The sequence below is a fragment of the Thermomonospora sp. CIF 1 genome, from assembly GCF_001896795.1.
GTDB classification, from domain to species: domain Bacteria; phylum Actinomycetota; class Actinomycetes; order Streptosporangiales; family Streptosporangiaceae; genus Thermomonospora; species Thermomonospora curvata.
Window position 1 is genome coordinate 479,999 of sequence record NZ_MOYN02000022.1, and the last position, 21,428, is coordinate 501,426.

The 21,428-nt window shown below is 72.5% G+C and carries 21 protein-coding genes and 1 pseudogene; 7 read left to right on the forward strand and 15 right to left on the reverse strand.

Features of this window, described 5'->3' with window-relative positions; translation table 11 throughout:
- Positions 1–405: 405 nt before the first annotated feature.
- The 3 genes from BUE48_RS18035 to BUE48_RS18045 all read right to left on the reverse strand — a co-directional run bounded on the left by BUE48_RS18035 (position 406) and on the right by BUE48_RS18045 (position 2,648).
- Positions 406–1,596 carry a methyltransferase domain-containing protein gene (locus tag BUE48_RS18035; protein ID WP_012853943.1) on the reverse strand — a complete coding sequence of 397 codons (1,191 nt, stop codon included), beginning with the start codon at positions 1,594–1,596 and terminating at the stop codon, positions 406–408.
- On the reverse strand, positions 1,593–1,724 hold the full coding sequence (locus tag BUE48_RS18040) for a hypothetical protein (protein WP_012853944.1): 132 nt from the start codon (positions 1,722–1,724) through the stop codon (positions 1,593–1,595). Before BUE48_RS18040 ends, BUE48_RS18035 begins: the two co-directional genes overlap by 4 nt.
- Before the next feature lie 96 nt (positions 1,725–1,820).
- On the reverse strand, positions 1,821–2,648 hold the full coding sequence (locus BUE48_RS18045) for a helix-turn-helix domain-containing protein (RefSeq protein ID WP_286990611.1): 828 nt from the start codon (positions 2,646–2,648) through the stop codon (positions 1,821–1,823).
- Positions 2,649–2,870: 222 nt separating this feature from the next.
- Here BUE48_RS18045 and BUE48_RS18050 point away from each other — a divergent pair, with 222 nt between their 5' ends.
- Both BUE48_RS18050 and BUE48_RS18055 read left to right on the forward strand, forming a co-directional pair.
- The gene (locus BUE48_RS18050; RefSeq protein ID WP_012853949.1) at positions 2,871–3,197 is read left to right on the forward strand and encodes a hypothetical protein; all 327 of its coding nucleotides are present in this window, start codon (positions 2,871–2,873) and stop codon (positions 3,195–3,197) included.
- Positions 3,198–3,286: 89 nt separating this feature from the next.
- Complete coding sequence (locus tag BUE48_RS18055) at positions 3,287–3,649, forward strand: ATP-binding protein (RefSeq protein WP_286990612.1); 363 nt, start codon at positions 3,287–3,289, stop codon at positions 3,647–3,649.
- A 308-nt stretch (positions 3,650–3,957) separates the two neighbouring features.
- Here the strand turns inward: BUE48_RS18055 and BUE48_RS18060 are convergent, their stop codons facing one another.
- From BUE48_RS18060 to egtA, 9 genes and pseudogenes are all read right to left on the reverse strand, one after another.
- Entirely contained in the window at positions 3,958–4,869 is a 912-nt protein-coding gene (locus tag BUE48_RS18060; RefSeq protein WP_012853951.1) for an ABC transporter substrate-binding protein, read from the reverse strand.
- Between the two features lie 44 nt (positions 4,870–4,913).
- Complete coding sequence (locus BUE48_RS18065) at positions 4,914–5,603, reverse strand: ABC transporter permease (RefSeq protein ID WP_012853952.1); 690 nt, start codon at positions 5,601–5,603, stop codon at positions 4,914–4,916.
- On the reverse strand, positions 5,600–6,328 hold the full coding sequence (locus BUE48_RS18070) for an ABC transporter permease (RefSeq protein WP_012853953.1): 729 nt from the start codon (positions 6,326–6,328) through the stop codon (positions 5,600–5,602). Before BUE48_RS18070 ends, BUE48_RS18065 begins: the two co-directional genes overlap by 4 nt.
- Positions 6,329–6,456: 128 nt before the next feature.
- Positions 6,457–7,203, reverse strand: a pseudogene (locus tag BUE48_RS18075) (ABC transporter ATP-binding protein); the annotation flags it as partial.
- A 168-nt stretch (positions 7,204–7,371) separates the two neighbouring features.
- Positions 7,372–8,379 carry a LacI family DNA-binding transcriptional regulator gene (locus BUE48_RS18080; RefSeq protein WP_286990613.1) on the reverse strand — a complete coding sequence of 336 codons (1,008 nt, stop codon included), beginning with the start codon at positions 8,377–8,379 and terminating at the stop codon, positions 7,372–7,374.
- Positions 8,380–8,432: 53 nt separating this feature from the next.
- Entirely contained in the window at positions 8,433–9,389 is a 957-nt protein-coding gene (gene egtD, locus BUE48_RS18085; RefSeq protein WP_012853956.1) for an L-histidine N(alpha)-methyltransferase, read from the reverse strand.
- A gap of 33 nt (positions 9,390–9,422) precedes the next feature.
- Positions 9,423–10,154: an ergothioneine biosynthesis protein EgtC gene (egtC, locus tag BUE48_RS18090; protein WP_012853957.1), complete on the reverse strand. Its 732-nt coding sequence runs from the start codon at positions 10,152–10,154 to the stop codon at positions 9,423–9,425.
- The gene (egtB, locus tag BUE48_RS18095) at positions 10,154–11,482 is read right to left on the reverse strand and encodes an ergothioneine biosynthesis protein EgtB (protein WP_286990614.1); all 1,329 of its coding nucleotides are present in this window, start codon (positions 11,480–11,482) and stop codon (positions 10,154–10,156) included. The genes egtC and egtB overlap by 1 nt, the downstream gene beginning before the upstream one ends.
- Positions 11,483–11,493: 11 nt before the next feature.
- On the reverse strand, positions 11,494–12,693 hold the full coding sequence (egtA, locus tag BUE48_RS18100) for an ergothioneine biosynthesis glutamate--cysteine ligase EgtA (protein WP_012853959.1): 1,200 nt from the start codon (positions 12,691–12,693) through the stop codon (positions 11,494–11,496).
- A 226-nt stretch (positions 12,694–12,919) separates the two neighbouring features.
- Here egtA and BUE48_RS18105 point away from each other — a divergent pair, with 226 nt between their 5' ends.
- On the forward strand, positions 12,920–14,212 hold the full coding sequence (locus BUE48_RS18105; RefSeq protein ID WP_286990615.1) for a sigma factor-like helix-turn-helix DNA-binding protein: 1,293 nt from the start codon (positions 12,920–12,922) through the stop codon (positions 14,210–14,212).
- Between the two features lie 348 nt (positions 14,213–14,560).
- Here BUE48_RS18105 and BUE48_RS18110 read toward each other — a convergent pair whose 3' ends face one another.
- The gene (locus BUE48_RS18110) at positions 14,561–15,733 is read right to left on the reverse strand and encodes an acyl-CoA dehydrogenase family protein (RefSeq protein WP_012853961.1); all 1,173 of its coding nucleotides are present in this window, start codon (positions 15,731–15,733) and stop codon (positions 14,561–14,563) included.
- Positions 15,734–15,743: 10 nt separating this feature from the next.
- Positions 15,744–16,850 carry an acyl-CoA dehydrogenase family protein gene (locus tag BUE48_RS18115; protein WP_286990616.1) on the reverse strand — a complete coding sequence of 369 codons (1,107 nt, stop codon included), beginning with the start codon at positions 16,848–16,850 and terminating at the stop codon, positions 15,744–15,746.
- A 276-nt stretch (positions 16,851–17,126) separates the two neighbouring features.
- On the opposite strand from BUE48_RS18115, the gene BUE48_RS18120 reads away from it, so the two are divergent.
- Positions 17,127–17,726: a TetR family transcriptional regulator gene (locus BUE48_RS18120; protein WP_012853963.1), complete on the forward strand. Its 600-nt coding sequence runs from the start codon at positions 17,127–17,129 to the stop codon at positions 17,724–17,726.
- 86 nt (positions 17,727–17,812) lie between these two features.
- On the forward strand, positions 17,813–18,739 hold the full coding sequence (locus BUE48_RS18125) for an SDR family oxidoreductase (protein WP_286990617.1): 927 nt from the start codon (positions 17,813–17,815) through the stop codon (positions 18,737–18,739).
- On the opposite strand, the gene BUE48_RS18130 is transcribed toward BUE48_RS18125, so the two are convergent.
- A complete protein-coding gene (locus tag BUE48_RS18130; RefSeq protein WP_012853965.1) occupies positions 18,730–19,692 on the reverse strand; it encodes a helix-turn-helix transcriptional regulator in 963 nt (320 codons plus the stop codon). The genes BUE48_RS18125 and BUE48_RS18130 overlap by 10 nt on opposite strands.
- A 233-nt stretch (positions 19,693–19,925) precedes the next feature.
- Here BUE48_RS18130 and BUE48_RS18135 point away from each other — a divergent pair, with 233 nt between their 5' ends.
- Positions 19,926–20,582, forward strand: a complete 657-nt coding sequence (locus tag BUE48_RS18135) for a Uma2 family endonuclease (protein WP_012853966.1) — start codon at positions 19,926–19,928, stop codon at positions 20,580–20,582.
- 188 nt (positions 20,583–20,770) lie between these two features.
- On the forward strand, positions 20,771–21,424 hold the full coding sequence (locus tag BUE48_RS18140; protein ID WP_012853967.1) for a ComEA family DNA-binding protein: 654 nt from the start codon (positions 20,771–20,773) through the stop codon (positions 21,422–21,424).
- Positions 21,425–21,428: the final 4 nt, after the last annotated feature.

A 21,428-nucleotide genomic window follows, 5' to 3' on the forward strand; every position in this document is an offset into this window, starting at 1 on the left:
CAGGGCACAACAGCGGGGGTTCACATGCCTGGACGAGCGGGGTGTTGCAGATCTGCGCGGCCGGGTGCCGGCAGACTGCGCTGACCAGGCCCATTGAGAAGACGGCGGGGCCCGGTGCACGCCCACACCGGACCTCACGTCCCTGAAGCAATGCAAGACCTGGACGTCCGAGGAGGAGCGACGGTCGGGCACCAGAGGTCAGGGCGTGCAGGTCGCGTGTGGGTGGGCAAGGGACTTGGAGGTCGGCCTGGCCGGCGGACGGGCCGGTCAAGCCTCCCGGGGCGGCAAGGGGCTGCTGGATGCCTGCGATCCAGGAGCGGGACAAATGGAGCCGTTTCCCGTGCCGAGGCGCAGCCGGTGAAGCGAGACCATGAAACCGGCCCGGCCGGCAGAGGGGACAGGTCATCAGACGGCCGGTGAACCGCCCGGCAGCGGCCGGTCGGGCTCATCCAGCCAGACGTACTGGCCGGCCGGTGTGACGGTGAGGCCGAACCGGTCCCGGCCGGGACGTCCCCAGCCGACCCAGCGGAAGTAGGCGTCGGTGACTTCCTGCCACAGCCGCCGCGGCCCCGCCTGGTAGACCAGATGCTCACGCCGTCCGGGGCGGTGCTCGACGCGGGCCCAGCTCGTTGCGGCGGCATCGGCGAGCAGGAGGCAGAACCTGCCGTCGCCGGTGGTCGAGTCGGCGCCGAGCACATCGGGCAGCAGTCCGGCGATCGCGATGTCGGCGCCGCAGGAGTCCTGGGCGACGGCGCGGGGGTCGACCGGCGTCGTCTCCTCCCAGATCGCCGAGCTCGCCGGTTCGGCGAGGCCGCCGCTGCGCTGGGAGCGCAGCATCATGTAGGAGGCCGGGCCGCCGAGGCGGCCGATGGCGCGGCCGTCCCCGGTGACGGTCAGGCGGGCCTTGTAGCCGCCGAGGTATTCGGGCATCCACGGCAGGACGATCGTCCCGCCGGGACGGGTCTGCTCCACCCACGCATACGGGACCGTGGTGACACCGCAGGTGACGTGCACCTGATCGTAAGGGGCGCCCTCGGCCCAGCCGGCGGCGCCGTCGGCGACGACCAGGCGGGGACGTGCTCCCGCGGCCTCCAGGTTGACCTTCGCCTGTTCGGCCACCTGCTCGTCCACCTCGATGGACACGACCCGGCCGTCGCCGAGCCGGGCCGACAGCAGAGCGGCGGTCCAGCCGGGCCCGGTGCCGACGTCGAGGACGCGTTCGTGGTCACGCGGCGCCAGCAGCTCCAGGAACGCGATGACCGCGCCGGGCGCCGACAGGGAGGAGGTCCAGGCCCCTTCCCCGGTGCCCGGATCACCATGACCGTCGTTGACCTGGGTGACGATCGCCGCGTCCGCATAGGCGGCCCGCAGCCACTGGTCAGGGTCGCGGGTGCGGTCGATGCCGTAGGGAGCACCCGGGCCGTCCGGGACGCACCAGGCCCGGTCGGGGACGAACAGATGCCGGGGCACCTGCAGCAGCAGGTGCCGCCACTCGGGGCGGGTGAGGTCACCGCAGGCGGCCAAGCGGTCGGCGAGCGCCGCCGCCAGCTCGGCCGCCTGCCGGTGGGTGGGCAGGAGGCGCGGCGCGGCGGTCACTTGGCACCGCCGCCGCTGCCGCCGCTGCCGCGGCTGCCTTTGCCGCCGGTGTTGTCACTGTCGTCTCGTTCCGGCGGGATCGGGCGATCGGGGCGGTGCCGGTCTCCGGTGTTGTCGTGCTTGCCCACGGGGTTTCTCCTTCCGCGCGCCCTCCATGGTGGTGACCGCCCTCACCCGCGTCAACACTCACAGTGACAATCTGATGGCGGTATGACCTGATGTGGTCAACACAAAGCGATCGCCTCATCGGCCAAGCCGGTCACGACGTGGTCGGGGCACCCGGACCACCGGGCCTGGTCGGCCTCGTAACCGCGTACCCACACTGACAGGTCTCGGTCGCCTGAGGCATCCGCGGCACGGCGCGCGGCGGCCCAGGTGACACGTGCCGCCCGCCGATCACCGATGTCGTCCAGCTCAGCGGCCAGGCGACCGGAGAGCTCGGCGCTCACCCGCAGCAGCCTGGTGTGGACGGACGGCGGGTTCTTGCGTTCCAGCAGCCGCCCCAGGGCGACGAGGTCGGCGGTGAGGTCCGGGATCAAAGCTCCCGTCCACCGCATAAGAGACACATGCCGGTATTCGTGGACAGTTTGCTCCCACCTGTCCACATCCACCTGATCGACGAAGCCCGGAGCAGCACCGGAGAGAACCATTTCCAGAGCGCCTGGAGGGATGGCGGCTCCCGCGCTGAGGGCGGCCAGCATCTGAAGGGCGGCTCGACGTCTCATGTCCGTCTCGTCCGTTCCTGCGGCTTCCGTGTCTTCCACGGTAACCCGCTCACGGGCGCGTAGCTCTTCCAATTCGGTGACAGCGGCGTACAGGGCGGCGATCTGCCGTCCGGCCTGCAGTGCCTCGTCCAGGTCGGCGACGCGGTGGGCGGGCACGGGGATCTCTCCGCGCTCCCATTTGGAGACCTGGGAGACGTCGATGTAGATCATTTTCGCCAGCTCGGTCAGGCTGATCTTGCGCACCTCCTGGCGCCAATGCCGGATGGTGGCGCCGATCAGGTGGTGCAGGCTCTCCTCGGGATCGACGGGCTGCGGGGGTCGGGGCATGGCGGCTCCTGTTCTAGGCGTTTTTGGGGACGCCGGTCTTCCAAATCAAATGGCTCCCGCGCAGTTGCGCGCTCGGGCTCAATAGAACACCACGGCGGTGCGTCAGGCCAGCCGATCGCACAATTTCGATGACGGAAAGTGACAGGGCCTGTCGAGGGCGCGGGAATGCGAAAGCGACCGGACGCCCCGGGGCCTGCTTTCGACCGGAAAGGAGCCGGACCTGTGAACTACCTCCCGAATACCGTTCCGCCCGGAAGAAAGGCGGGGCGGCGGCGGACCGAGACGGCCGTGGCGGTGGCGCGGGTGCGGCTGCTGGCGGATCTGGCGCTGGCGCTGGTGGAGCGGGGACGGTCCTCGCGGATGCTGGTGGAGGCCGGCGGCGAGGCCGTTTTGACCGTCCCCACCGGCGGGGAGCCGATCGGGGTCGTGGTGATCCGCGACCAGGCGGGATGGGCGTACCTGTGGGGCGGGACGCAGCGCTACCCGGCCGGGGTCGGGCTGCCGGGGCTGCGGCGCGCGGCGGCGGCGCTGACGGGATGCGGCCGGTGACGCGGGCGCGCACACCGGCGCCGCGCACCGGGCCGCCCGCTTTGAAAACGGCCTGTTTCCCGCCGGAGAACTCCCCGCCGGACGCGAAGGTGAACGTCCGTGAAATCCGGGCGCACCTGCGGCGGGAATTGGCCGGAACGGGAGTGGACCCGGCCGATGCGGACCTGATGGCCGCCGAGATCGCCACCAACGCGATACTGCACACCGCCAGCGGGCGTCCGGGCGGGCGGGTGTGGCTGACGGTGATCGTCTCCCCCGAACGGGCACGCATCGAGATCACCGACCAGGGCGGAACCCCCAAAGAGCCGCAAATCCCCCACTCGGCTTCGCTGAACGGCCGCGGCCTGCTGATCGTTCAGGAATTAGCGGACCGCTGGGGATGGACCCGGGACGCCTCGGGCCGCACCACCGTGTGGTTCGAACTTCCCCGCACCGGCGAGACGCCCCCGTGAAGCAGCCGGACGAGCATATGAAATCCTCACGCCGGCAATCATTACCAGGAGCCGTATTCGTCACCGTTTTCAGAAGAGCGGCCGCCGATCCGGATCTTTCGAATCGGCTCCGCATCCGCACCGGCGGCCGTGTCCGCACCGTCCGGTTCAGCACACCCACCGGGTCGATCGAGCGGGTGCATCCGCGGCAATGGAGGGGTACGCCTGCTCCTCGTCGCACGGATTTCGGCGGCGGGGACAGTGCCTTCCCGGGCCGGGCCTGGCGGGAGGCGGTGCCGAGGCCGCCTCCCGCCCTCCCGGGAGCCGGGTCAGCGCAGGCCCTGCTTTTGCAGCCACTGCTCGGCGACGTCCTCAGGGTCGAGTTTCTGGTCGGACATCTGGCCGTTCATGGCGATCAGGTCGGCGGTGGTGAGCTTGGCCGACACCGCGTTGAGGGCGTCGCGGGCGGTCTGGTCCACCTTGGGCCTGTAGATCAGGGGGACGACGTTCTGGGCGCCGAAGACGTTCTCGGGGTCCTCCAGGACCACGAAGCCGTTCTTGGTGATCGCCGGGTCGGTGGTGAACAGGTTGGCGACCTGGACCTGGCCGCCGGCCAGGTTGGAGACGGTGATGGGACCGCCGGTGTCCAGCGACTTGAACTGCTTGAACTTCAGGCCGTAGACCTCCTCCAGGCCGACCAGGCCCTGCCGGCGGGTCTTGAACTCCGGCGGGCCGCCGATGATCATCTCGCCGGCCACGTCTTTCAGGTCGGCGATGGTCTTCAGGCCGTGCTCGCGGGCGGTGGCGGCGGTCACCACCAGGGAGTCCTTGTTCTCGGCCCGTGAGGTGGTGAGGATCTCCAGTTCGGCCGGGAGCTTGGCCTTCAGGGCGGCGTCCACCTCCTGGGTGGTGGCGGCCGGGTCGTTCTTGTCCACCCTGGCCAGCAGCGCCCCGTTGTACTCGGGGAACACGTGGATGGCGCCGGAGGCGACCTGGCCGTAGTAGACCTCGCGGGCGCCGATTTTGAACTTGCGCTCGACCTTGACGCCCTTGGCCTCCAGGGCCTGGGCGTAGATCTCGCCGAGCAGCTCGCTTTCGGGGAAGTCGGCCGAGCCGACGACCAGAGTCTGCGCCGCGCCGCCCCGGTCGCCGTCCAGCGGGTTGTCGTCACCGCCGCCGCAGGCGGTGAGGGCGAGGGCGGCGGCCAGGGCCACCAGCGCGCCCCGTGCTCTTCGGATCATGGTTGTTTCCTTCCTGCGGACTGTTCGGGGGGATCTGCGGGCGGTCACGGGCGGCCCCGGACGCCGGGTGAGACGACCAGGCGGGACACCCCCGCGAACACGAACTGGACGGCCACCGCCAGCGCGATCACCAAGATCGCGCCGCCGGCCATGGAGGCGTACTCCTGCCGGGCGTAGCCGTCGACGATGTAGCGGCCCAGCCCGCCGAGCCCGACGTAGGCCGCGATGGTGGCGGTGGAGACGATCTGGATCATGGCGGTGCGCATGCCCAGCAGGATCAGCGGCAGCGCCACCGGAAGCTCCACCTGCAGCAGCACCTGCCGGCCGCGCATGCCCATGCCCTCGGCGGCGTCCCGCAGCCGCGGCTCGACCTGCCGCACCCCGGTGTAGGCGTTGACCAGGACGGGCGGGACGGCCAGCGCCACCAGCGGGACCAAGATGGGCACCAGGTCGCCGCCGGAGGTGAGGATCACCGCCAGGACCAGCAGGCCCAGCGTGGGCAGCGCACGGGCGGCGTTGGCCGAGGCGGTCACCAGCAGCCCGACCAGCGCGGCCGCCCGGCCCCGCCGCACATGGCCCAGCACCAGCCCGGCGGGCAGCGCGATCAGCACGGTGATGGCGAAGCCCAGCAGGGAGTACCACAGGTGCTCCAGCACGCGGGTGGGGATGCCGTCGGGGCCGCTCCACTGCTCGGGCTGGGTGAACCACTCCCGCACACCGAGGATGGCGTTCACCGCTCACCCCCGCCGGTGACGAGCGGCCGCCGCGGCTCCTTGGGGGCGGCGGCCCGGCCTCCGGTGCGTTCCCAGGGGGTCAGCAGGCGCTGAAGCAGCAGCAACAGCAGGTCCGCCGCCAGCGCCAAAGCGATGGTCAGCGCGATGCCCACGATGATCGGGGTGGGGAAGTCGCGTTTGAGGCCGGTGACGAACAGCTCCCCCAGCCCGCCGATGCCGATCAGCGAGCCCACGCTGACCAGGCTGATGTTGGAGACGGCGGCCACCCGCAGCCCGGCCATCACCACCGGCACCGCCAGCGGCAGCTCCACCTGCACCAGGCGGCGCACCGGGCCGAACCCCATGGCCTCGGCCGCCTGCCGGACGTGGTCGGGCACCGAGCGCAGCCCGTCCACCACCCCCGGCACCAGCACCGACAGGGTGTAGGCGGCCAGCGGGATGATCACGGTGGCGTAGGTCAGCCCGGTGAAGGCGACCAGCACCACGAACAACGCGATGGCCGGCACCGCGTACAGCACGCTGGTGGCGGCCAGCACCGGCGGGTAGAGCCGGCGCCACCGGGCGCAGGCGATCCCCAGCGGCAGCGCGACCGCCAGCCCGATCGCCACCGGCACCAGCGACAAGATCAGATGCTCGGTGAGCGCCTCGGCGATGTCATCGTCCCAGTTCCGCCCGATCCACTCCCAGCGGATCAGCGGCTCTCCCGCTGCGAGCACCGGCGCCATCGACGCTCTCACCGCTTCGCCGCCATCTCACCGCCGGCTCCCCCGCTTTCCCCGGACGCCCCAGGCCGCTCTGCGCCGCCGGCCGCACCCGGCCCGCGTGCGGCGGCCTCCTCGGCGTCCAGTTCGTGGAAGAAGCGCAGGCGGCGGATGCCGCGGGGGCCGCCGAGGAAGTCGGCCACGAAGTCGTCGGCGGGGCTCGCCAGGAGTTCTTCGGGGGTGCAGTACTGGGCCAGGCGGCCGCCTTCGGCGAAGACCGCGATGCGGTGGCCGAGACGGACGGCCTCGTCGATGTCGTGGGTGACGAAGACGATGGTCTTGTGCAGCTCGGACTGCAGGCGCAGCAGCTCCTGCTGCAGCCCGGCCCGCACGATCGGGTCGACGGCGCTGAACGGCTCGTCCATCAGCATGATCGGCGGGTCGGCGGCCAGGGCGCGGGCCACCCCCACCCGCTGCTGCTGCCCGCCGGACAGCTGGGCGGGGTAGCGGTCGGCCAGGGCGCGGTCCAGCCCCACCCGGTCCATCAGCTCGCGGGCCCGGCGGCGGGCCTGTCTCTTGTCGTGGCCCAGCAGGAACGGCACGGTGGCGATGTTGTCGACGACGGTGCGGTGCGGGAACAGGCCGCCCTGCTGGATCACATAGCCGATGCCGCGCCGCAGGGCCGGCGGGTCGATGCCGCGCACGTCCCGGCCGTCGATGGCGACGGTGCCGCAGGTGGGCTCCACCATCCGGTTGATCATGCGCAGGGTGGTGGTCTTGCCGCAGCCGGACGGGCCGACCAGCACGGTGATCCGGCCGGTGGGGATCTGCAGGTCCAGCGAGTCGACGGCCACGGTGCCGTCGGGGTACCGCTTGGTGACTCCCTCGAAGGTGATCAAACGCGCTCACGTCCTTGCGGCCACCGGCAACGCCGGTCGTCGGTCCGGTCCTTGCGATCGGTCGGGCGGATACGGGGGGTGGCCGTGTGCCGCCGGACGCGCTCGACTCTCACCATAATGATCACTTTTGTTTCCCAATGGACGGATTTCAGTCGCCCCCGCGCGCCCTCATGCCGGGGCCGGGCCGGTGGAGCGGCGGACGCGCAGGGTGGGGGCGCGGACGATGCGGCGGTGCGGCGGGTCGCCGTCGATGGCCTCCACCATCACCTGCACGGCCGCGCGGACGATGCCGTCGATGTCCCAGTCCACGCTGGTCAGCGGCGGGGTGAGCAGCACCGACATCGGGTGGTCGTCATAGCCGCAGACCGACACCTCCTCGGGCACGGCCAAGCGCAGCTCGCGGGCGGCGGCGTAGACGCCGTAGGCGATGGAGTCGGTGAAGCAGAACAGCGCGGTCGGACGGGCGGGGGCGCTGAGCACCTCCAGCGCCACCCGGCGGGCGGCGTGCCAGGACTGCGGCGCGGTGACCACGGTGACCTGCAGGCCCAGCCGGTCGGCCTCGGCGTTGACGTGCAGGTCGGCCGGGCGGTCGGGGGTGGTGGCGCGGGTGGGGGTCAGCACGGCGATCCGGCGGTGGCCCAGGCCGTGCAGGTGCTCCAGGGCCATGGTGACGCCGGAGCGGTTGTCGAAGACCACCTCCGCCCGGGAGCGCCCGCCGTGCAGGGCGTCGCCGATCGACACCACCGGCAGCGTCTCGCCCAGCTCGGCCCACAGCGGGGCCGAGGGGTCCAGCGGCTGCACCAGCAGCCCGTCCACCCGCTGGTCGCGCAGCCGCCGGGCCAGCGCCAGCTCCCGGGCCGGGTCGCCGGCGGCGTCCAGGATCAGCGCATAGCGGTCGCAGCCCACCAGGGCCCGGCCGATGCCGACCGCCAGCGACTGCTGCCAGTAGTCCTCCAGCGAGCCGCACAATAGCCCGACCATGCCGGTGCGGCCGCTGGCCAGCGCCCGGGCGATCGGGTGCGCCTCATAGCCCAGGGCCGCGGCGGCGGCCCGCACCCGCTGCTGGGTCTGCGGGGAGGTCTGGATGCCGCGCAGCGCGTAGGAGACGGCCGCAGGCGACAGCCCGGTCGCCTGCGCCACTTCGCGGATCGTGGCCCGTTTGCGGTTGTGCGGCACGGCCCGACCCTACGTTTCCCCACCGACATTTCCGCGATCTGCGCCCCGGCGCCTCAGGCGGGGCGGGCCAGCGACAGGGAGAAATCGCCGTGCTCGTCGGTCCACAGTGCCTCCAGGGCGAGACCGGCCGCGTTCAGTTCGGCCTCCAGACGTTCGGGACGGAATTTGGCGGAGATCTCGGTGCGCATCTGCTCGCCCGCGGCGAACTCCACGGTCAGCTCCAGGCCGCCGATCCGGACGGTCTGGGCGTCGCGGGCGCGCAACCGCATCTCGATCCACTCGTTGCGGGGGTCCCACAAGGCGATGTGGTCGAACGCCTCGGGGACGAAGTCGGCCTCCAGCCGCCGGTTGATGACGTGCAGCACGTTGCGGTTGAACTCGGCGGTGACGCCGCGGGCGTCGGCGTAGGCGCGCACCAGCCGGCCGGTGTCCTTGACCAGGTCGGCGCCGAGCAGCAGGGCGTCGCGGTCGTCCATGGTGGCGCGCAGGGCCGACAGGAAGGACGAGCGTTCGGCCGGGGGGAAGTTGCCGATCGTGCCGCCCAGGAAGACCAGCAGGCGGGGCGGCCCGGTCGGCAGCAGGTGCAGGTGCTGCTCGTAGTCGGCCACCACCGGGCGCACCGTCAGGTGGGGGTGGTCGCGGGCGATCCGGCCGGCCGCGGCGGCCAGGAAGTCGCCGCTGACGTCCACCGGGACGTAGTCGCGCAGCGTGCCCTCCGCCGAGAGGGCCGCCAGCAGCAGCCGGGTCTTCTCCCCCGACCCGGCGCCCAGTTCCAGCAGGGTGCGGGCGCCGGTGGCGGCGGCGATCTCCCGGGCGTGCTCGAGCAGGATCTGCCGTTCCCGGCGGGTGGGGTAGTACTCGTCCAGTTCGGTGATCTCTTCGAAGAGCGCGCTGCCGCGTTCGTCGTAGAACCATTTGGGCGGCAGGGTCTTGGGGTGGGCCGTCAGCCCCTCCCAGACGTCCTGGCGCAGCGCCTTGTCCAGGTCGTCGGCGGTCAGGAAGCGTTCCATCCGTTCCTCCTCGTCTCTGTCGCGGGGGCAAGGTCACAACGGTGTGATCTGAACGCCGGCGCGGTCGGCGACGACCAGGGACCGGTCGGGGACCGGCGTCCAGGCGGCGTCGTCGTCGAGGGGTTCGGAGGAGATCAGCACCCGGCCGGGGGCGGCGTGCACGAACAGCGAATCCCCCCAGGTGGTGGCGGCCAGCGCGGTCCCGTCGGCGGCCAGCAGGTTGTAGCGGCCGGGGGCCAGGGCGGTCACGGCGGCCACCGTGGCGGCCAGCCCGTCGGCCAGCGCGGCGCCTTCGGCCCAGTGCCGGGCGGCCACCGCCAGCAGCAGCGCCGAGTCCACCGGGGCCCGGGCGTCCGGCACGGCCGCCAGGTCCCCGGCCAGTTCCCGCAGCTTGGGCTCCACCTGGTCGAAGTCCTCGACCCTGCCGTTGTGGCTGAACAGGTGCGCACCGGTGCGGAAGGGCTGGGCGCAGGACTCCTCCACCGGGAAGGCGGTGGTGGCCGAGCGGACGGCGGCCACCGCGCAGGAGGCGGTCACCGCGCCGGAGATCTCGCGGAAGGACCGGTCGGTCCAGATCGGCTGGGCCCGCCGGAACCGCACCGGCCGGCCGCGGTGGAACCAGCCGACGCCGAACCCGTCGGCGTTCAGCAGGTTGCCCCGGGTCATCCGCGGCGCGTACGACTGGACCTCCAGCGAGTGCGGACCTTCGAAGATCAGCGACTCCAGCGTCCGGGGCGGGCCCAGGTAGCCCAGGTGGCGGCACATCAGCGGGCGGCGTCGCGGGCGCAGCGGAAACCGGTGAAGATCTGCCGGCGGATCGGAAAGTCCCAGTTGCGGAACGTCCCCCGCACGGCCAGCGGGTGGGTGGCCCAGGAGCCGCCGCGCAGCACCTTGTACTCCGGCCCGAAGAAGACCTGGGAGTACTCCTTATAAGGAAAGGCGCGAAAGCCCGGGTAGCCGGTGAAATCGGAGGAGGTCCACTCCCACACGTCCCCGAGCATTTGCTGCACCCCGTAGGCGGAGGCGCCCTGCGGATAGGAGCCGACCGGGGCGGGACGCAGCCGCCGCTGTCCCAGATTGGCCCGGCCCTCCTCGTAGACGTCGCCCCAGGGGAAGCGGCGGGAGCGCTGGGCGGCGGGGTCCCAGCGGGCGGCCTTCTCCCATTCGGCCTCACTGGGCAGGCGTTTGCCGGCCCAGCGGGCATAGGCGTCGGCCTCGTACCAGCTGACGTGCTGCACCGGCTCGTCCATCGGGACGGGTTCGATGCGGCCGAAGCGGCGGCGCAGCCACTGGCCGCCTTCGCGCCGCCAAAAGCCCGGCGCGGTGCGGTTGTGCCGCGAGCGCCACCGCCAGCCTTCCGGGTGCCACCAGCGCGGGTCCTCGTAGCCGCCGGCCTCCATGAAGGCCAGGTAGGCGCGGTTGGTGACCGGATAGGTGTCGATGTAGTAGGCGGGCAGGTCCACGATGTGGGCGGGGCGTTCGTTGTCGTAGGCCCACGGTTCGTCGCTGGTGCCCATCTCGAACGGCCCGGCCTCGATGAGCACCTCCGGTTCCGCCGCCGCGCCGCCGGGAGCCGGTGGGGGCTCGCCCGCGTCGAGCAGGGCGGGGGCGCCCTTGCGGAGCTGGTGGGTGGCCAGCATGGTCTCGTCGTGCTGGTGCTCGTGCTGGACGACCATGCCGTAGACGAACCCGCCGGCGGTCAGCGGGTCGTCCTCGCGCAGCGGCACCTTCGCCAGCGAGTCCAGCACCTTGGCGCGCACCGTGGCGATGTAGGCGCGGGCCTCGGCGGGGGGCAGCAGCGGCAGCGACGGGCGCTCGGCGCGCGGGTGCTCGAAGGCGTTGTAGAGGTGGTCGATCTCCGGGCGCATCGGCTCGGCGCCCGCCGCCGCCCGCAGCAGCCACAGCTCCTCGTAGTTGCCGACATGGGCCAGGTCCCACACCAGCGGGGACATCAGCGGGGAGACCTGGGCGGTCAGCTCACCGGGCGGCAGCGCCTCGGTGGTCAGCCCCAGGCTGCGGCGGCGCACGGCCTCCAGCTCGGCGGCGATCAGTTCCTTCAGGTCGTGTTCGTCAACGGTCGTCAAGGCGGCCACGGCGGCTCCTTTCAGACGGCGGGATCGGCCGGGTCGTCGGCCGGGCAGCGGCCCCGCTCGACGTAGCGGCGGGCGTAGTCGGCCACCAGCGGCACCAGTTCGGCGGCGCCCAGCCGGGGCAGCGCCTGCAGCGCGGCGGCGAAGCAGCGGCGGGCGGCCAGGGCCAGCGCCGGGTCGGTCAGCGCGTGGCGGGCGGCCGCGCCCCAGCGTCCGGCCACCGGGCGGGCGGCGTCCTCGGCGATGCGGCCGGCCTGCGGGTCGTCCAGCAGCGCGGTGGCGACGGCGACCGGGACCGGCCAGTACCGCAGCGGCAGCGCGTCGATCATGCGCAGTTCCAGCCAGCCGCGCGGGCGCACCGGCGGGAACAGCGTGGACAGGTGGTAGGCGAAGTCGTCCAGGCAGGGTTCGCCTTTGTCCATCCACTCGCCGAAGGTCATGCCGGGGGCGCCGGTCCAGCCGTCGGAGGTTCCCGGGCGGGGGCGGGTCAGCATGACGGGGGCGTCGATGGCGTAGCGGGTCCAGGCCCGGCAGGGGTCGGCCGGGCCGGTGCCCGCCTCCAGGACGGGGCGGGTGCGGCAGGGGTCGAGCGCGGCCCAGATGGCCTGCCGGGTGGAGCGCAATCCGGTGCGGCGCCCGGCGCGCAGCGGGGAGTTGGCGAACGCGGCCACCAGCACCGGGCCGAGGGCGTGCGCCAGGCGCCAGCGGCGCAGCGCGTCGGCGGGGTCGGCGCCGATGTCCAGGCAGACCTGGACGGAGGCGGTGCTGCACATCATGGTCGCCCCGGTCTCCCGGTAGCCGCCGCCGGCGAAGTAGTCGTACATGCAGCGGTAGCGGGGGTGGGCGGCCTGCAGGCGGGGGCGGCGCAGCGGGTCCACGCCCCGGCCGACCAGGTCCAGTCCGTCGGCGGCGAGCCGGGCGCGCACGCTCGCCAGGTCTTGGGACAGCGCCTCATGCAGGTCCGCCAGCCCGTCGCACACCCGGGAGCTGAGTTCCAGCTGGCCGCCCGGCTCGTAGGTGATGACGCTGCGGCCCGGCAGCGGGCCGCCGGCCTCTGCGGCCGCGCGCACCCGTTCCAGGGGGACGTGCGCGGCCGGATCGGCGGGGTCGATCACCAGCCACTCGGTCTCGGCGCCGACTTTCCCGGGCGGGCCGGTTTTGAAGCAGACCCCGCGGGTGTGCTCATAAAGATCTTGGACGGTCAGCCGGCTCATCTCGCGTCCCCTCTTTCGGGTGAACGGTCACGAGACTTCCCAGCTGAACCGCATCAATAATCCACGTATCGCCGGAAATCCCCGTAAATAGGGTGTCCAGGTGCATGGTTGCGCCACACGACTATGCAGATGCCACCAGGTGCGCTATGGTCCGGACTCCACCGGTATGACCAGTAATTTCCTTCCGTCGCGTCCTGCGCCGGTCTCCCAACGGGAGCGAGGTCACATGTCGGGGACTCCGGAGGCCCTCTACGACGCACACGCCGCACGCATCTACGCCTACTGCTGGGCGCTGGTAGGGGACGGTGCCGATGCGGCGACGCGCGACACGTTCGTGGCGGCGATGCAGCACCCGCCGCACGGGGACGCCGTGCTGTGGATGTACGCGCTCGCCCGGTCGGTCTGCCTGGAGCACGGCGCGCTGAGCGGGGCCTTCTCCCCAGGCGGCGCCGCAAGGCGGGCCGGGCGGTTCCCCGACCCGCTGCTGCGCGCCGCGGCGCGGCTGCGGGCCGACCACCGGGAGGTGCTGCTGCTGTCGGCCGGCCAGTGGCTGGACGAACCCGACATCGCCGTGGTGCTGGGCGTGGCCCCCGACACGGTCCGCCAGCTGCTGCACACCGCCCGCGTCCGGCTGGAGCGCGCGGTGGTGGACCTGCTGATGCGCGAGCCCGGCTCCCCCTACGACCAGGAGATCATCACCGCCTTCGAACGCGGCATGCTGCCCCGCCTGCTGGCCCGCCGGGCGCCGGAGCGGCCGCCGGCGGCGCTGCGCGAGCAGGTGCTGCGGGCCTGCGCCGCCGAGCTGGAGCGGCCGCTGTCGACCATGGCGGCGCCCTCTCCGCTGGTGACGATCGGCCCGGTCACCACCCGGCGGCACACCCTGGCCCGGCAGGCCAAGGGCGCGGGCGCCATCGCCGCCCTGGCCGCCTCGGCCGCCGCCGCGGTCGGGCTGCTGGCCTCGTGGACGGGCAGCGGCGGCGGGGACGGCCTGTCGGCTCTGGCGCCGCCTCTGGGTCAGGGCGGCGGGCCGTCGTCGACCGGTTCGCCCTCCCCGGACTCCCCGGGCTCCGCCAAGGGCTCCGGCGGGGGCGGCCGCAGTCCGCAGACCTCGAGGACGGACCCCTACTACGTGACGCAGCCGCCGAGCCGTCCGGCGCCGCCCCCGGGCATCCCCGGCCTGCCCGGCAGCCCGACCCCGGCCCCGAGCCCGGACCCGGCGCCCGACGGGGAGTCCCCCGCGCCGAGGGACCCGGGCTCCCCCAAGCCCACGCCGGACCCGTCGGCCCCCTCGCCGAATCCACGGCCCTCCGATCCGCCGAGCCCGCAGCCCAGCGACCCGCCGGCCCCCGACCCCACCGACCCGCCGAGCCCGCAGCCCAGCGACCCGCCGGAGCCGGCGCCGACCGACCCGGCCGATCCCACCGACCCGCCGGAGCCGGCGCCGACCGCTCCCACCGACCCGAGCGACGCGCCGTCCCCCGACACGTCGCCGTCACCGGCCCCGTCCCAGGACTCCTGACCGATCCGGTGCCGCTCAGCAGGGCGGCACCGGGCACGGGGGCCGTTCCGCCGCACGGCAGGCCGCGCCATGCTCCGGCGCAGCCCGCCCGGGTGAGCGGGCCGTGGAGGTACCGCGCCATCTCATGGCAGGCCGCATCACAGGCGGCGCACCCCCTCGCAGGGGACGGCCGTGCGGAGGGGCGCGATGGGCTCCGTCGTTCGCGCGATGAGCGGCGTCAGCCGCAAGACGGCCGGTGACCCCTGCTGCGGCGCCGGGAGATCACCGGCCCGTGATGGATCTTGGGACCGGCCCCGGGGCAGGGCGTCCGGCGGCGTCGCCCACCCCGGGGCCGGGGAAAAGGGGAGGTCAGCGGGGGGCCCGGGGCAGGCCCAGGCCGAGCATGGCGATGATCTCCCGCTGGATCTCGTTGACGCCGCCGCCGAAGGTGAGCACCAGCGCGCCCTTGACCGCGCGGTCGACCTTGGCGATGAGGTCGGCGGTGGCCGGATCGCCGGGGTCGCCGTGGCGGGCCAGCGTCTCACCGATGATGCGGCCCACCTCCATCATCTGCTCCGAGCCGTAGATCTTGGTGGCCGAGGCGCCGGGGGCGCTCAGCCAGCCCAGATCCGCCTCGGCCGCCACCTGCCAGTTGAGCAGCTCGTTGACGCGCAGGCGGGCGTGCACCCGGGCCAGGGCGCGGCGCACCTCGGGACGCTCGATCAACGGGCGGCCGTCGGCGCCGGCGGTGGTGCGGGCCCAGTGGACGAACCGGTCGCGCAGGCGGCCGATGTTGCCGGCCGGGCCGAGCGTCACCCGTTCGTGGTTGAGCTGGTTGACGATCAGGTCCCAGCCTTTGTTCTCCTCGCCGATCAGCATGTCGGCCGGCACCTTGACGTCCTGGTAGTAGGTGGCGTTGGTGTGGTGCTGGCCGTCCATGGTGATGATCGGCGTCCAGGAGAAGCCGGGGTCGCGGCAGTCGACGATCAGGATGGAGATGCCGCGGTGCCGCTCGGCCTGCGGGTCGGTGCGGGCGGCCAGCCAGATGTAGTCGGCGGTCTGCGCCCCCGAGGTGAAGATCTTCTGCCCGTTGACCACGTAGTGGTCGCCGTCGCGGACCGCGGTGGTGCGCAGCGCGGCCAGGTCGGTGCCGGCGCCCGGCTCGCTGTAGCCGATGGCGAAGTGGCACTCCCCCCGGACGATCTTCGGCAGGAAGAACTCCTTTTGCTCCTCGGTGCCGTACTGCAGGATCGTCGGCGCCACCGTGTTGAGCGTGATCAGCGGGTAGGGCACCTCGGCCCGGGTGATCTCGTTGACGAAGATCTGCTGTTCGAGCGGGCCGAAGCCGCGCCCGCCGTACTCCTTGGGCAGCCCGACGCCGAGCATCCCGGCGGCGCCGAGCCGCTTGCAGTGCTCGATGTAGGCGGGCCCGAACGGGTCGGCGGCGATGGCGGCGCGCTGCTCGTCGGTCAGGCAGGTGCGAAAGTACTCGCGCAGCTCGGCGCGCAGCCGCTGCTGCTGGTCGGTCAGGTCGATGAACACCCGGCGGCTCCTAGCTGCTTGCGGCGACGGCGTCGCCGATGGCGTCCAGTTGGGCCTCGGCCCCACCGAGGAGGTGGGCGTAGTGCTTGCCCCAGGCGAAGTACCGGTGCAGCGGGTAGGTGATGTCCAGCCCGATGCCGCCGTGCAGGTGCTGGCAGGTGTAGAGCGCCTTGAGCACCGGGTCGCAGGCGTTGTAGGCGGCCACGGACAGGATCTCTGCAGCGTCGGGAAGGCCGGCGGCCAGCCGCCACACGCCCGCCCACATCGCCACATCCAGCGCCCGCGCGGCGATGTAGACGTCGGCGACCTGCATGGTGACCGCCTGGAACTGGGCCAGCGCGCGGCCGAACTGCTCGCGGGTCTTGACGTAGTCGGTGGTGATCTTCAACGCGCCGGCGATGACCCCGGAGACGGTCGCCACGGCCCCGGCGATCGCCGAGCTTTGCAGCGTCCGCCAGGCCGCGCCGTCGGCCGTCCCGCCGAGCAGGGCGTCGGAGCCCACCCGCACCCCGCCCAGCGCCAGGCGCGACATCGGCTCGCCGGTGGCCGCCGGGTGCCTGCTGAGCTCGACGGCGCCCGGCTCGACCAGGAACACCCCGACGTCGGCGCCGTCCACCCGGGCGGGCACCAGGATGCAGGCGGCCTGCTCGGCATAGGGGACGAAGGTCTTGACGCCCTCCAGCACGTAGCCGTCGCCGTCGCGGCGGGCGGTCGCGGTGACCTGCCCGATGGGGCCCGCCTCGCGCCAGGCGCCGGTGAGCACGGTCTCGGCGTCGGCCAGGCGGGACAGCAGCGCGCGCTGGTCAGGCGTGCCGTGCGCGGCAATGGGGACGGCGGCCAGCGCCAGCGAGGCGTAGGCGGGGACGGGCGCGACGTGGGCGCCGACCTCCCGCAGGATCACCGCCATCTCGACCGGTCCCTGCCCGGCCCCGCCCGTCTCCTCCGGCAGGCAGGCCCCCAGCAGCCCGGCCTGGCCCATCGCCTTCCAGATCCCCGCCTCAAACGGGGCGTCCCCGGCGTCGTGGGCGTCCAGCCGCGCGGTGGACGCCTCGCGCCCCAGCAGGTCGGCGGCCAGGTCCCGCAGTTCCCGCTGGGTGGGGTCGAGATTGAAATCCACTCCGGTGCTCCCCTCCGCCGTCAGCGGCCCTCGGAGCGGCAAACTAGAACAGATTCTAGTCTGTGTCCAGAGGCACACCCATCGTCCCTTCCCTGCTGTTTTTCACCGGTGCCGGGGACTGTTCGCGCTTCCGCCGGGCGGCCGAAGCGGGCCTGGGGGAAGAGACGTAGATAACACGTTCTCGCGAGCCTGTAGGCTTGTCCCGAAGCGACAGCAGTTCCTCCCATCCCCCACCCCACCCCCTCGCGGAGGACGACCACGCAGAAGGAGCCCTCAGTGACGGCAGAGCCGATGACGGCGACCGGCGGGCGGCAGCCGGTGCGGACCCGCAGCCAGGCCGAGCGCCGCAGGAAGATCGTCAAAACGGCGGCCGCGCTGGCCTCCCGGGGCGGGGTCGAGGCGATGCAGATGCGCACGGTGGCCGAGCGCGCCGGAGTCGCCCTCGGCACCCTGTACCGCTACTTCCCGTCCAAGATGGACCTGGTCGTCGCGGTGGTGGACGAGGAGCTGGACCTGCTGCAAAACAGCATCAGCCGCCGCCCGCCGCACGGGGCGACCCCCGCCGAGCGGGCGATGGAGGTGCTGACCCGGGCCACCCGGGGGCTGATGCGCGAGCCGGAACTGACCGAGGCGCTGATCCGCGCGCTGATGCTCACCGAGATCCCGGTCGGCTTCGGCGACCGGATGACCCGGATGCTGCTGCACGCGGCCACCGGCGAGGAGGAGATCTCGGTCCAGGACCCGCGCTGGGCGCTGGGCCGCGCGCTGGCCAGCGCCTGGGTCATGGAGATGATCGAGCTGCTGCGCGGCCGCTCCAACCCCGAGGAGATCCACAACCGGCTGGAGACCGCCGCCGCCCGCCTGATCGACTTCTAAGGCCCGCTTCGGCATCTCATCCGGCGCGAAGAACTCGCGCGAAAACCAGACACTGGGTGTCAGGTTTCGGTGGAAGCGTCGTGTCCATGAAGGACACGCTGAACGGAAAGCTGAACGGAAAGGTCGCGCTGGTCGCCGGGGCGACGCGGGGCGCGGGCCGGGGCATCGCCGTGCAGCTGGGCGCCGCCGGGGCCACCGTCTATGCGACCGGGCGGAGCACCCGCGAGCGCCGCTCGGAGATCGGCCGTCCGGAGACCATCGAAGAGACCGCCGAGCTGGTCACCGCCGCCGGCGGGCAGGGCATCGCGGTGCCGTGCGACCACCTGGACCCCGCGCAGGTGCGCGCCCTCATCGACCGCATCGAGCGCGAGCAGGGCCGGCTGGACGTGCTGGTCAACGACATCTTCGGCGGCGACCACCTGACCGAGTGGGACACCCCGGTCTGGGAGCACTCCCTGGAGAACGGGCTGCGGGTGCTGCGGCTGGCCATCGACACCCACATCATCACCAGCCACTTCGCCCTGCCGCTGCTGCTGCGCCGCCCCGGCGGGCTGGTGGTGGAGATCGGCGACGGCACCACCGAGTACAACGACACCCACTACCGGGTCTCGCTGTTTTACGACCTGTCCAAGGTCGCGGTGAACCGCATGGCGTTCGCGCTGGCCAAGGAGATCGGCCCGCGCGGGGCGACGGCGGTGGCGCTGACCCCCGGGTGGCTGCGCTCGGAGCTCATGCTCGACTCCTACGGCGTCACCGAGGACAACTGGCGGGACGCGCTGGTCAAGGAGCCCCACTTCGCGATCTCCGAGACCCCCGCCTTCGTGGGGCGGGCGGTGGTCGCGCTGGCGGCCGATCCCGAGGTGGCGCGCTGGAACGGCCAGTCGCTGTCCAGCGGGCAGCTCGCCCGCATCTACGGGTTCACCGACGTGGACGGCAGCCGCCCGGACGCCTGGCGTTACGCCAAGGAGGTCCAGGACGCCGGCAAGCCCGCCGACGTCACCGGCTACCGGTAGAGCGCGGCGTGCCGGCGGGCGGCCTCGGCCATGCGTTCGCGCAGCTCGGGAGGGTCGAGCACCTCCACCTCGGGGCCGAGCCGCAGCAGCTGGGTGTAGGCCACGTCCAGGGACTCGACGGGCAGCCGGGTGGTGATCCGCCCCTGCCCGTCGGGTTCACCGGCCGCCTCCAGCGCCCGCCGGGCGGCCGGGGCCTCGACCGCGTGCCGCAGCGCCCGCGCCCCCTCCCGGCTCAGCCTGATGGTGACGGTGCCGGTCAGCAGCGTCTCCACGAACTGCGCGGCCCGCTCGGCCCAGAAGGCCTTCAGGTCGAACGTCTCGTCCCGGACGAACGACTCCCCGGTGGGCTCCACGGCGGTCACCCGGCCCACCCGGTAGGTGCGCAGGTCCTCCCCGACCCGGGCCACCAGGTACCACACGCCGCCTTTGAGGACCAGGCCGTAAGGGTCGGCCCGGCGCGTCACCTCCCGGTCGCGCCGGTAGCGCAGCACCACCGTCTCGTCCCGCCAGACCGCCCTGGCCAGCGCCGCCAGCATGGGCGGCGGCCCGGCGTCGTCGAACCACCCGGCCACATCCAGGTGGAAGCGCTGCCCGGTGCGGGCCGGGGCGTCCTGCAGCGAGGGCGGCAGCGCCGCCAGCACCTTCAGCCGCGCGGCGGCCACCGCCTCGGCCAGCCCCATGTCCTCGGCCGGCCCGGGCAGCCCGGCCAGAAACAGCGCCTCGGCCTCGGTGCGGCTCAGCCCGGTCAGCCGCGTCCGGTACCCGTCCACCAGCCGGTAGCCGCCGCGCCGGCCCTGCTCGGCGTACACCGGGACGCCCGCCTCCGACAGCGCCAGCACGTCCCGGTAGACGGTCCGCTCGGAGACCTCCAGCTCCCGCGCCAGCTCCCGGGCCGTCATCGTCCCCCGCGCCTGCAGCAACAGCACCAACGACACCAGCCTGGACGCCCGCACCCGCCCATTCTCCCCCGATTCGACACCGGGACGCGGCCGGCAAAGCACCCTCACCCCTGAGCGAGGAGCCTTAAACCATAAACCACCGAAATTTCCATATTTCATGATTTGACATATCAAAACTTCCGCCCCAATCCGCGAAATCACTCAGTGAATTCACCGTTCCCGGTACGCTTGCGGCAGATGTTCCCTACGATGATCCGGAGCAGATCGTGAGGGAGAGGTCGCCCAAAGTGAGCATCGCCACCGTCAGCGAACACCAAGTCGTGCTGCCCGACACGGCCTACGCCATGTGGCAGCGCGGCGAGCTTCGTGACTTTCTGAGCCTCCCCCATGATCACACCAGGCTTGAAATCATCGGAGGAAAGATCGTCGTGTCGCCAGCCCCCCGCGCCGGGCACGGCCGAATCGTCAGAGGGATCTATAACGCGTTCAGGGACGCCCAAGTGGCCGACCGGCAGTTTCCGTGGGACTGCGCCCCGCTTCTCGACCTCAATATGACCGAGACCAGCGAAGGCTACTGTCCCGATCTCATGGTCATGCGGGCGGAGGTCCTCGCCGCTCTCGAAGACGCCGACGACAGGCACGCCCATCCCGACCACGTGGAAATGGTCGTGGAGGTCACCTCGCCCTCCAATGCGGGCAATGACCGGGAACCGGCAGAGCGCGACGCGGTCTCCAAGTGGAACGGTTACGCCCGGGCGGAGATCCCCTACTACCTGCTGATCGACCGGGACCCGAAGGCCCCGCTGATCACCCTGTACTCGATTCCGGACCCGGCCGTCGGCGCCTACCTGCACAAGGAGACCTGGGAGTTCGGCCAGACCATCGTCCTGGAGCACTTCGGCGTCGAGATCGACACCCGCGACTGGCGTCCCTGGAACGACTGACCTCCCACGGCCGCGACGTCCCCGCCGGGCGGCGCCCTCCCCGCCAGATCCCCGTCATATCCGCTCATCCGCACACCTTGCGGGTAGATTCGAACCCAGACGGCCTCCCGCGCATCCAACTCATGAAGGCCGTTGGCCTGGCAGAGCCGGGGCCATCTCCGGGGATCGACGACGGGTGAGGGAAGCCCATGTCCGAATCGTCACAGCAGCCGTACCCGCCGCGCGACTCGTCCACCCCGCCGCCTCCTCCCCCACCGCCGGACCCTCCGGTGATCAACCTCCAGGTGCCGGTGAACGTGCACCATCACCACCACCTCACGCCCCCGCCGAACCCGCCGGCCGTGGTGCGCGACCCCACCTCCGTTCACCTGTTCCACTTCGCCGTGACGCTGCTGACCTGCGGGATGTGGCTGCCGGTGTGGGTCGTCCACGCGATCGTCATGGCCCTGCAGAAGTCGCAGCAGACGCTTCCCCCCGTGGGGCAGCCGCTGTCCCCCGAGCAGGCCAACCGGGCCGCCGTCGAGGAGGCCAAAGCGCGGGCGCGGCGCCGCCAGGAGGCGCGGGCGCTGGCCGCGCAGAACCCGATGATGGCGAGGGAGCTGCTCATCGGACGGCCCGACATCCCCGGCCGGCAGTACGACGACGGCGGGCTGATCGACGTCAACTCCGTCCCGGCCACGGAGCTGGCCCGGCTCGGCATCGACCCGCAGACCGCCCAGCGGATCGTCCAGCTGCGCGCGCAGACCGGCGGCTTCACCTCCGCCGAGGAGCTGGCCATGCTGGCCGACCTGCCGCCGCACCTGCTCCCCAACCTTCTGGAGTACGGCCTGTACCTGCGCTGAGCGC

What these genes read in the sequence shown, in the direction of transcription:
- BUE48_RS18045 (WP_286990611.1), bottom strand. Translation starts at nt 2,648, where the DNA reads ATGCCCCGACCCCCGCAGCCCGTCGATCCCGAGGAGAGCCTGCACCAC.
- BUE48_RS18060 (WP_012853951.1), bottom strand. Translation starts at nt 4,869, where the DNA reads ATGATCCGAAGAGCACGGGGCGCGCTGGTGGCCCTGGCCGCCGCCCTC.
- BUE48_RS18070 (WP_012853953.1), bottom strand. Translation starts at nt 6,328, where the DNA reads ATGGCGCCGGTGCTCGCAGCGGGAGAGCCGCTGATCCGCTGGGAGTGG.
- egtD (WP_012853956.1), bottom strand. Translation starts at nt 9,389, where the DNA reads ATGGAACGCTTCCTGACCGCCGACGACCTGGACAAGGCGCTGCGCCAG.
- egtC (WP_012853957.1), bottom strand. Translation starts at nt 10,154, where the DNA reads ATGTGCCGCCACCTGGGCTACCTGGGCCCGCCCCGGACGCTGGAGTCG.
- egtA (WP_012853959.1), bottom strand. Translation starts at nt 12,693, where the DNA reads ATGAGCCGGCTGACCGTCCAAGATCTTTATGAGCACACCCGCGGGGTC.
- BUE48_RS18105 (WP_286990615.1), top strand. Translation starts at nt 12,920, where the DNA reads ATGTCGGGGACTCCGGAGGCCCTCTACGACGCACACGCCGCACGCATC.
- BUE48_RS18125 (WP_286990617.1), top strand. Translation starts at nt 17,813, where the DNA reads ATGAAGGACACGCTGAACGGAAAGCTGAACGGAAAGGTCGCGCTGGTC.
- BUE48_RS18140 (WP_012853967.1), top strand. Translation starts at nt 20,771, where the DNA reads ATGTCCGAATCGTCACAGCAGCCGTACCCGCCGCGCGACTCGTCCACC.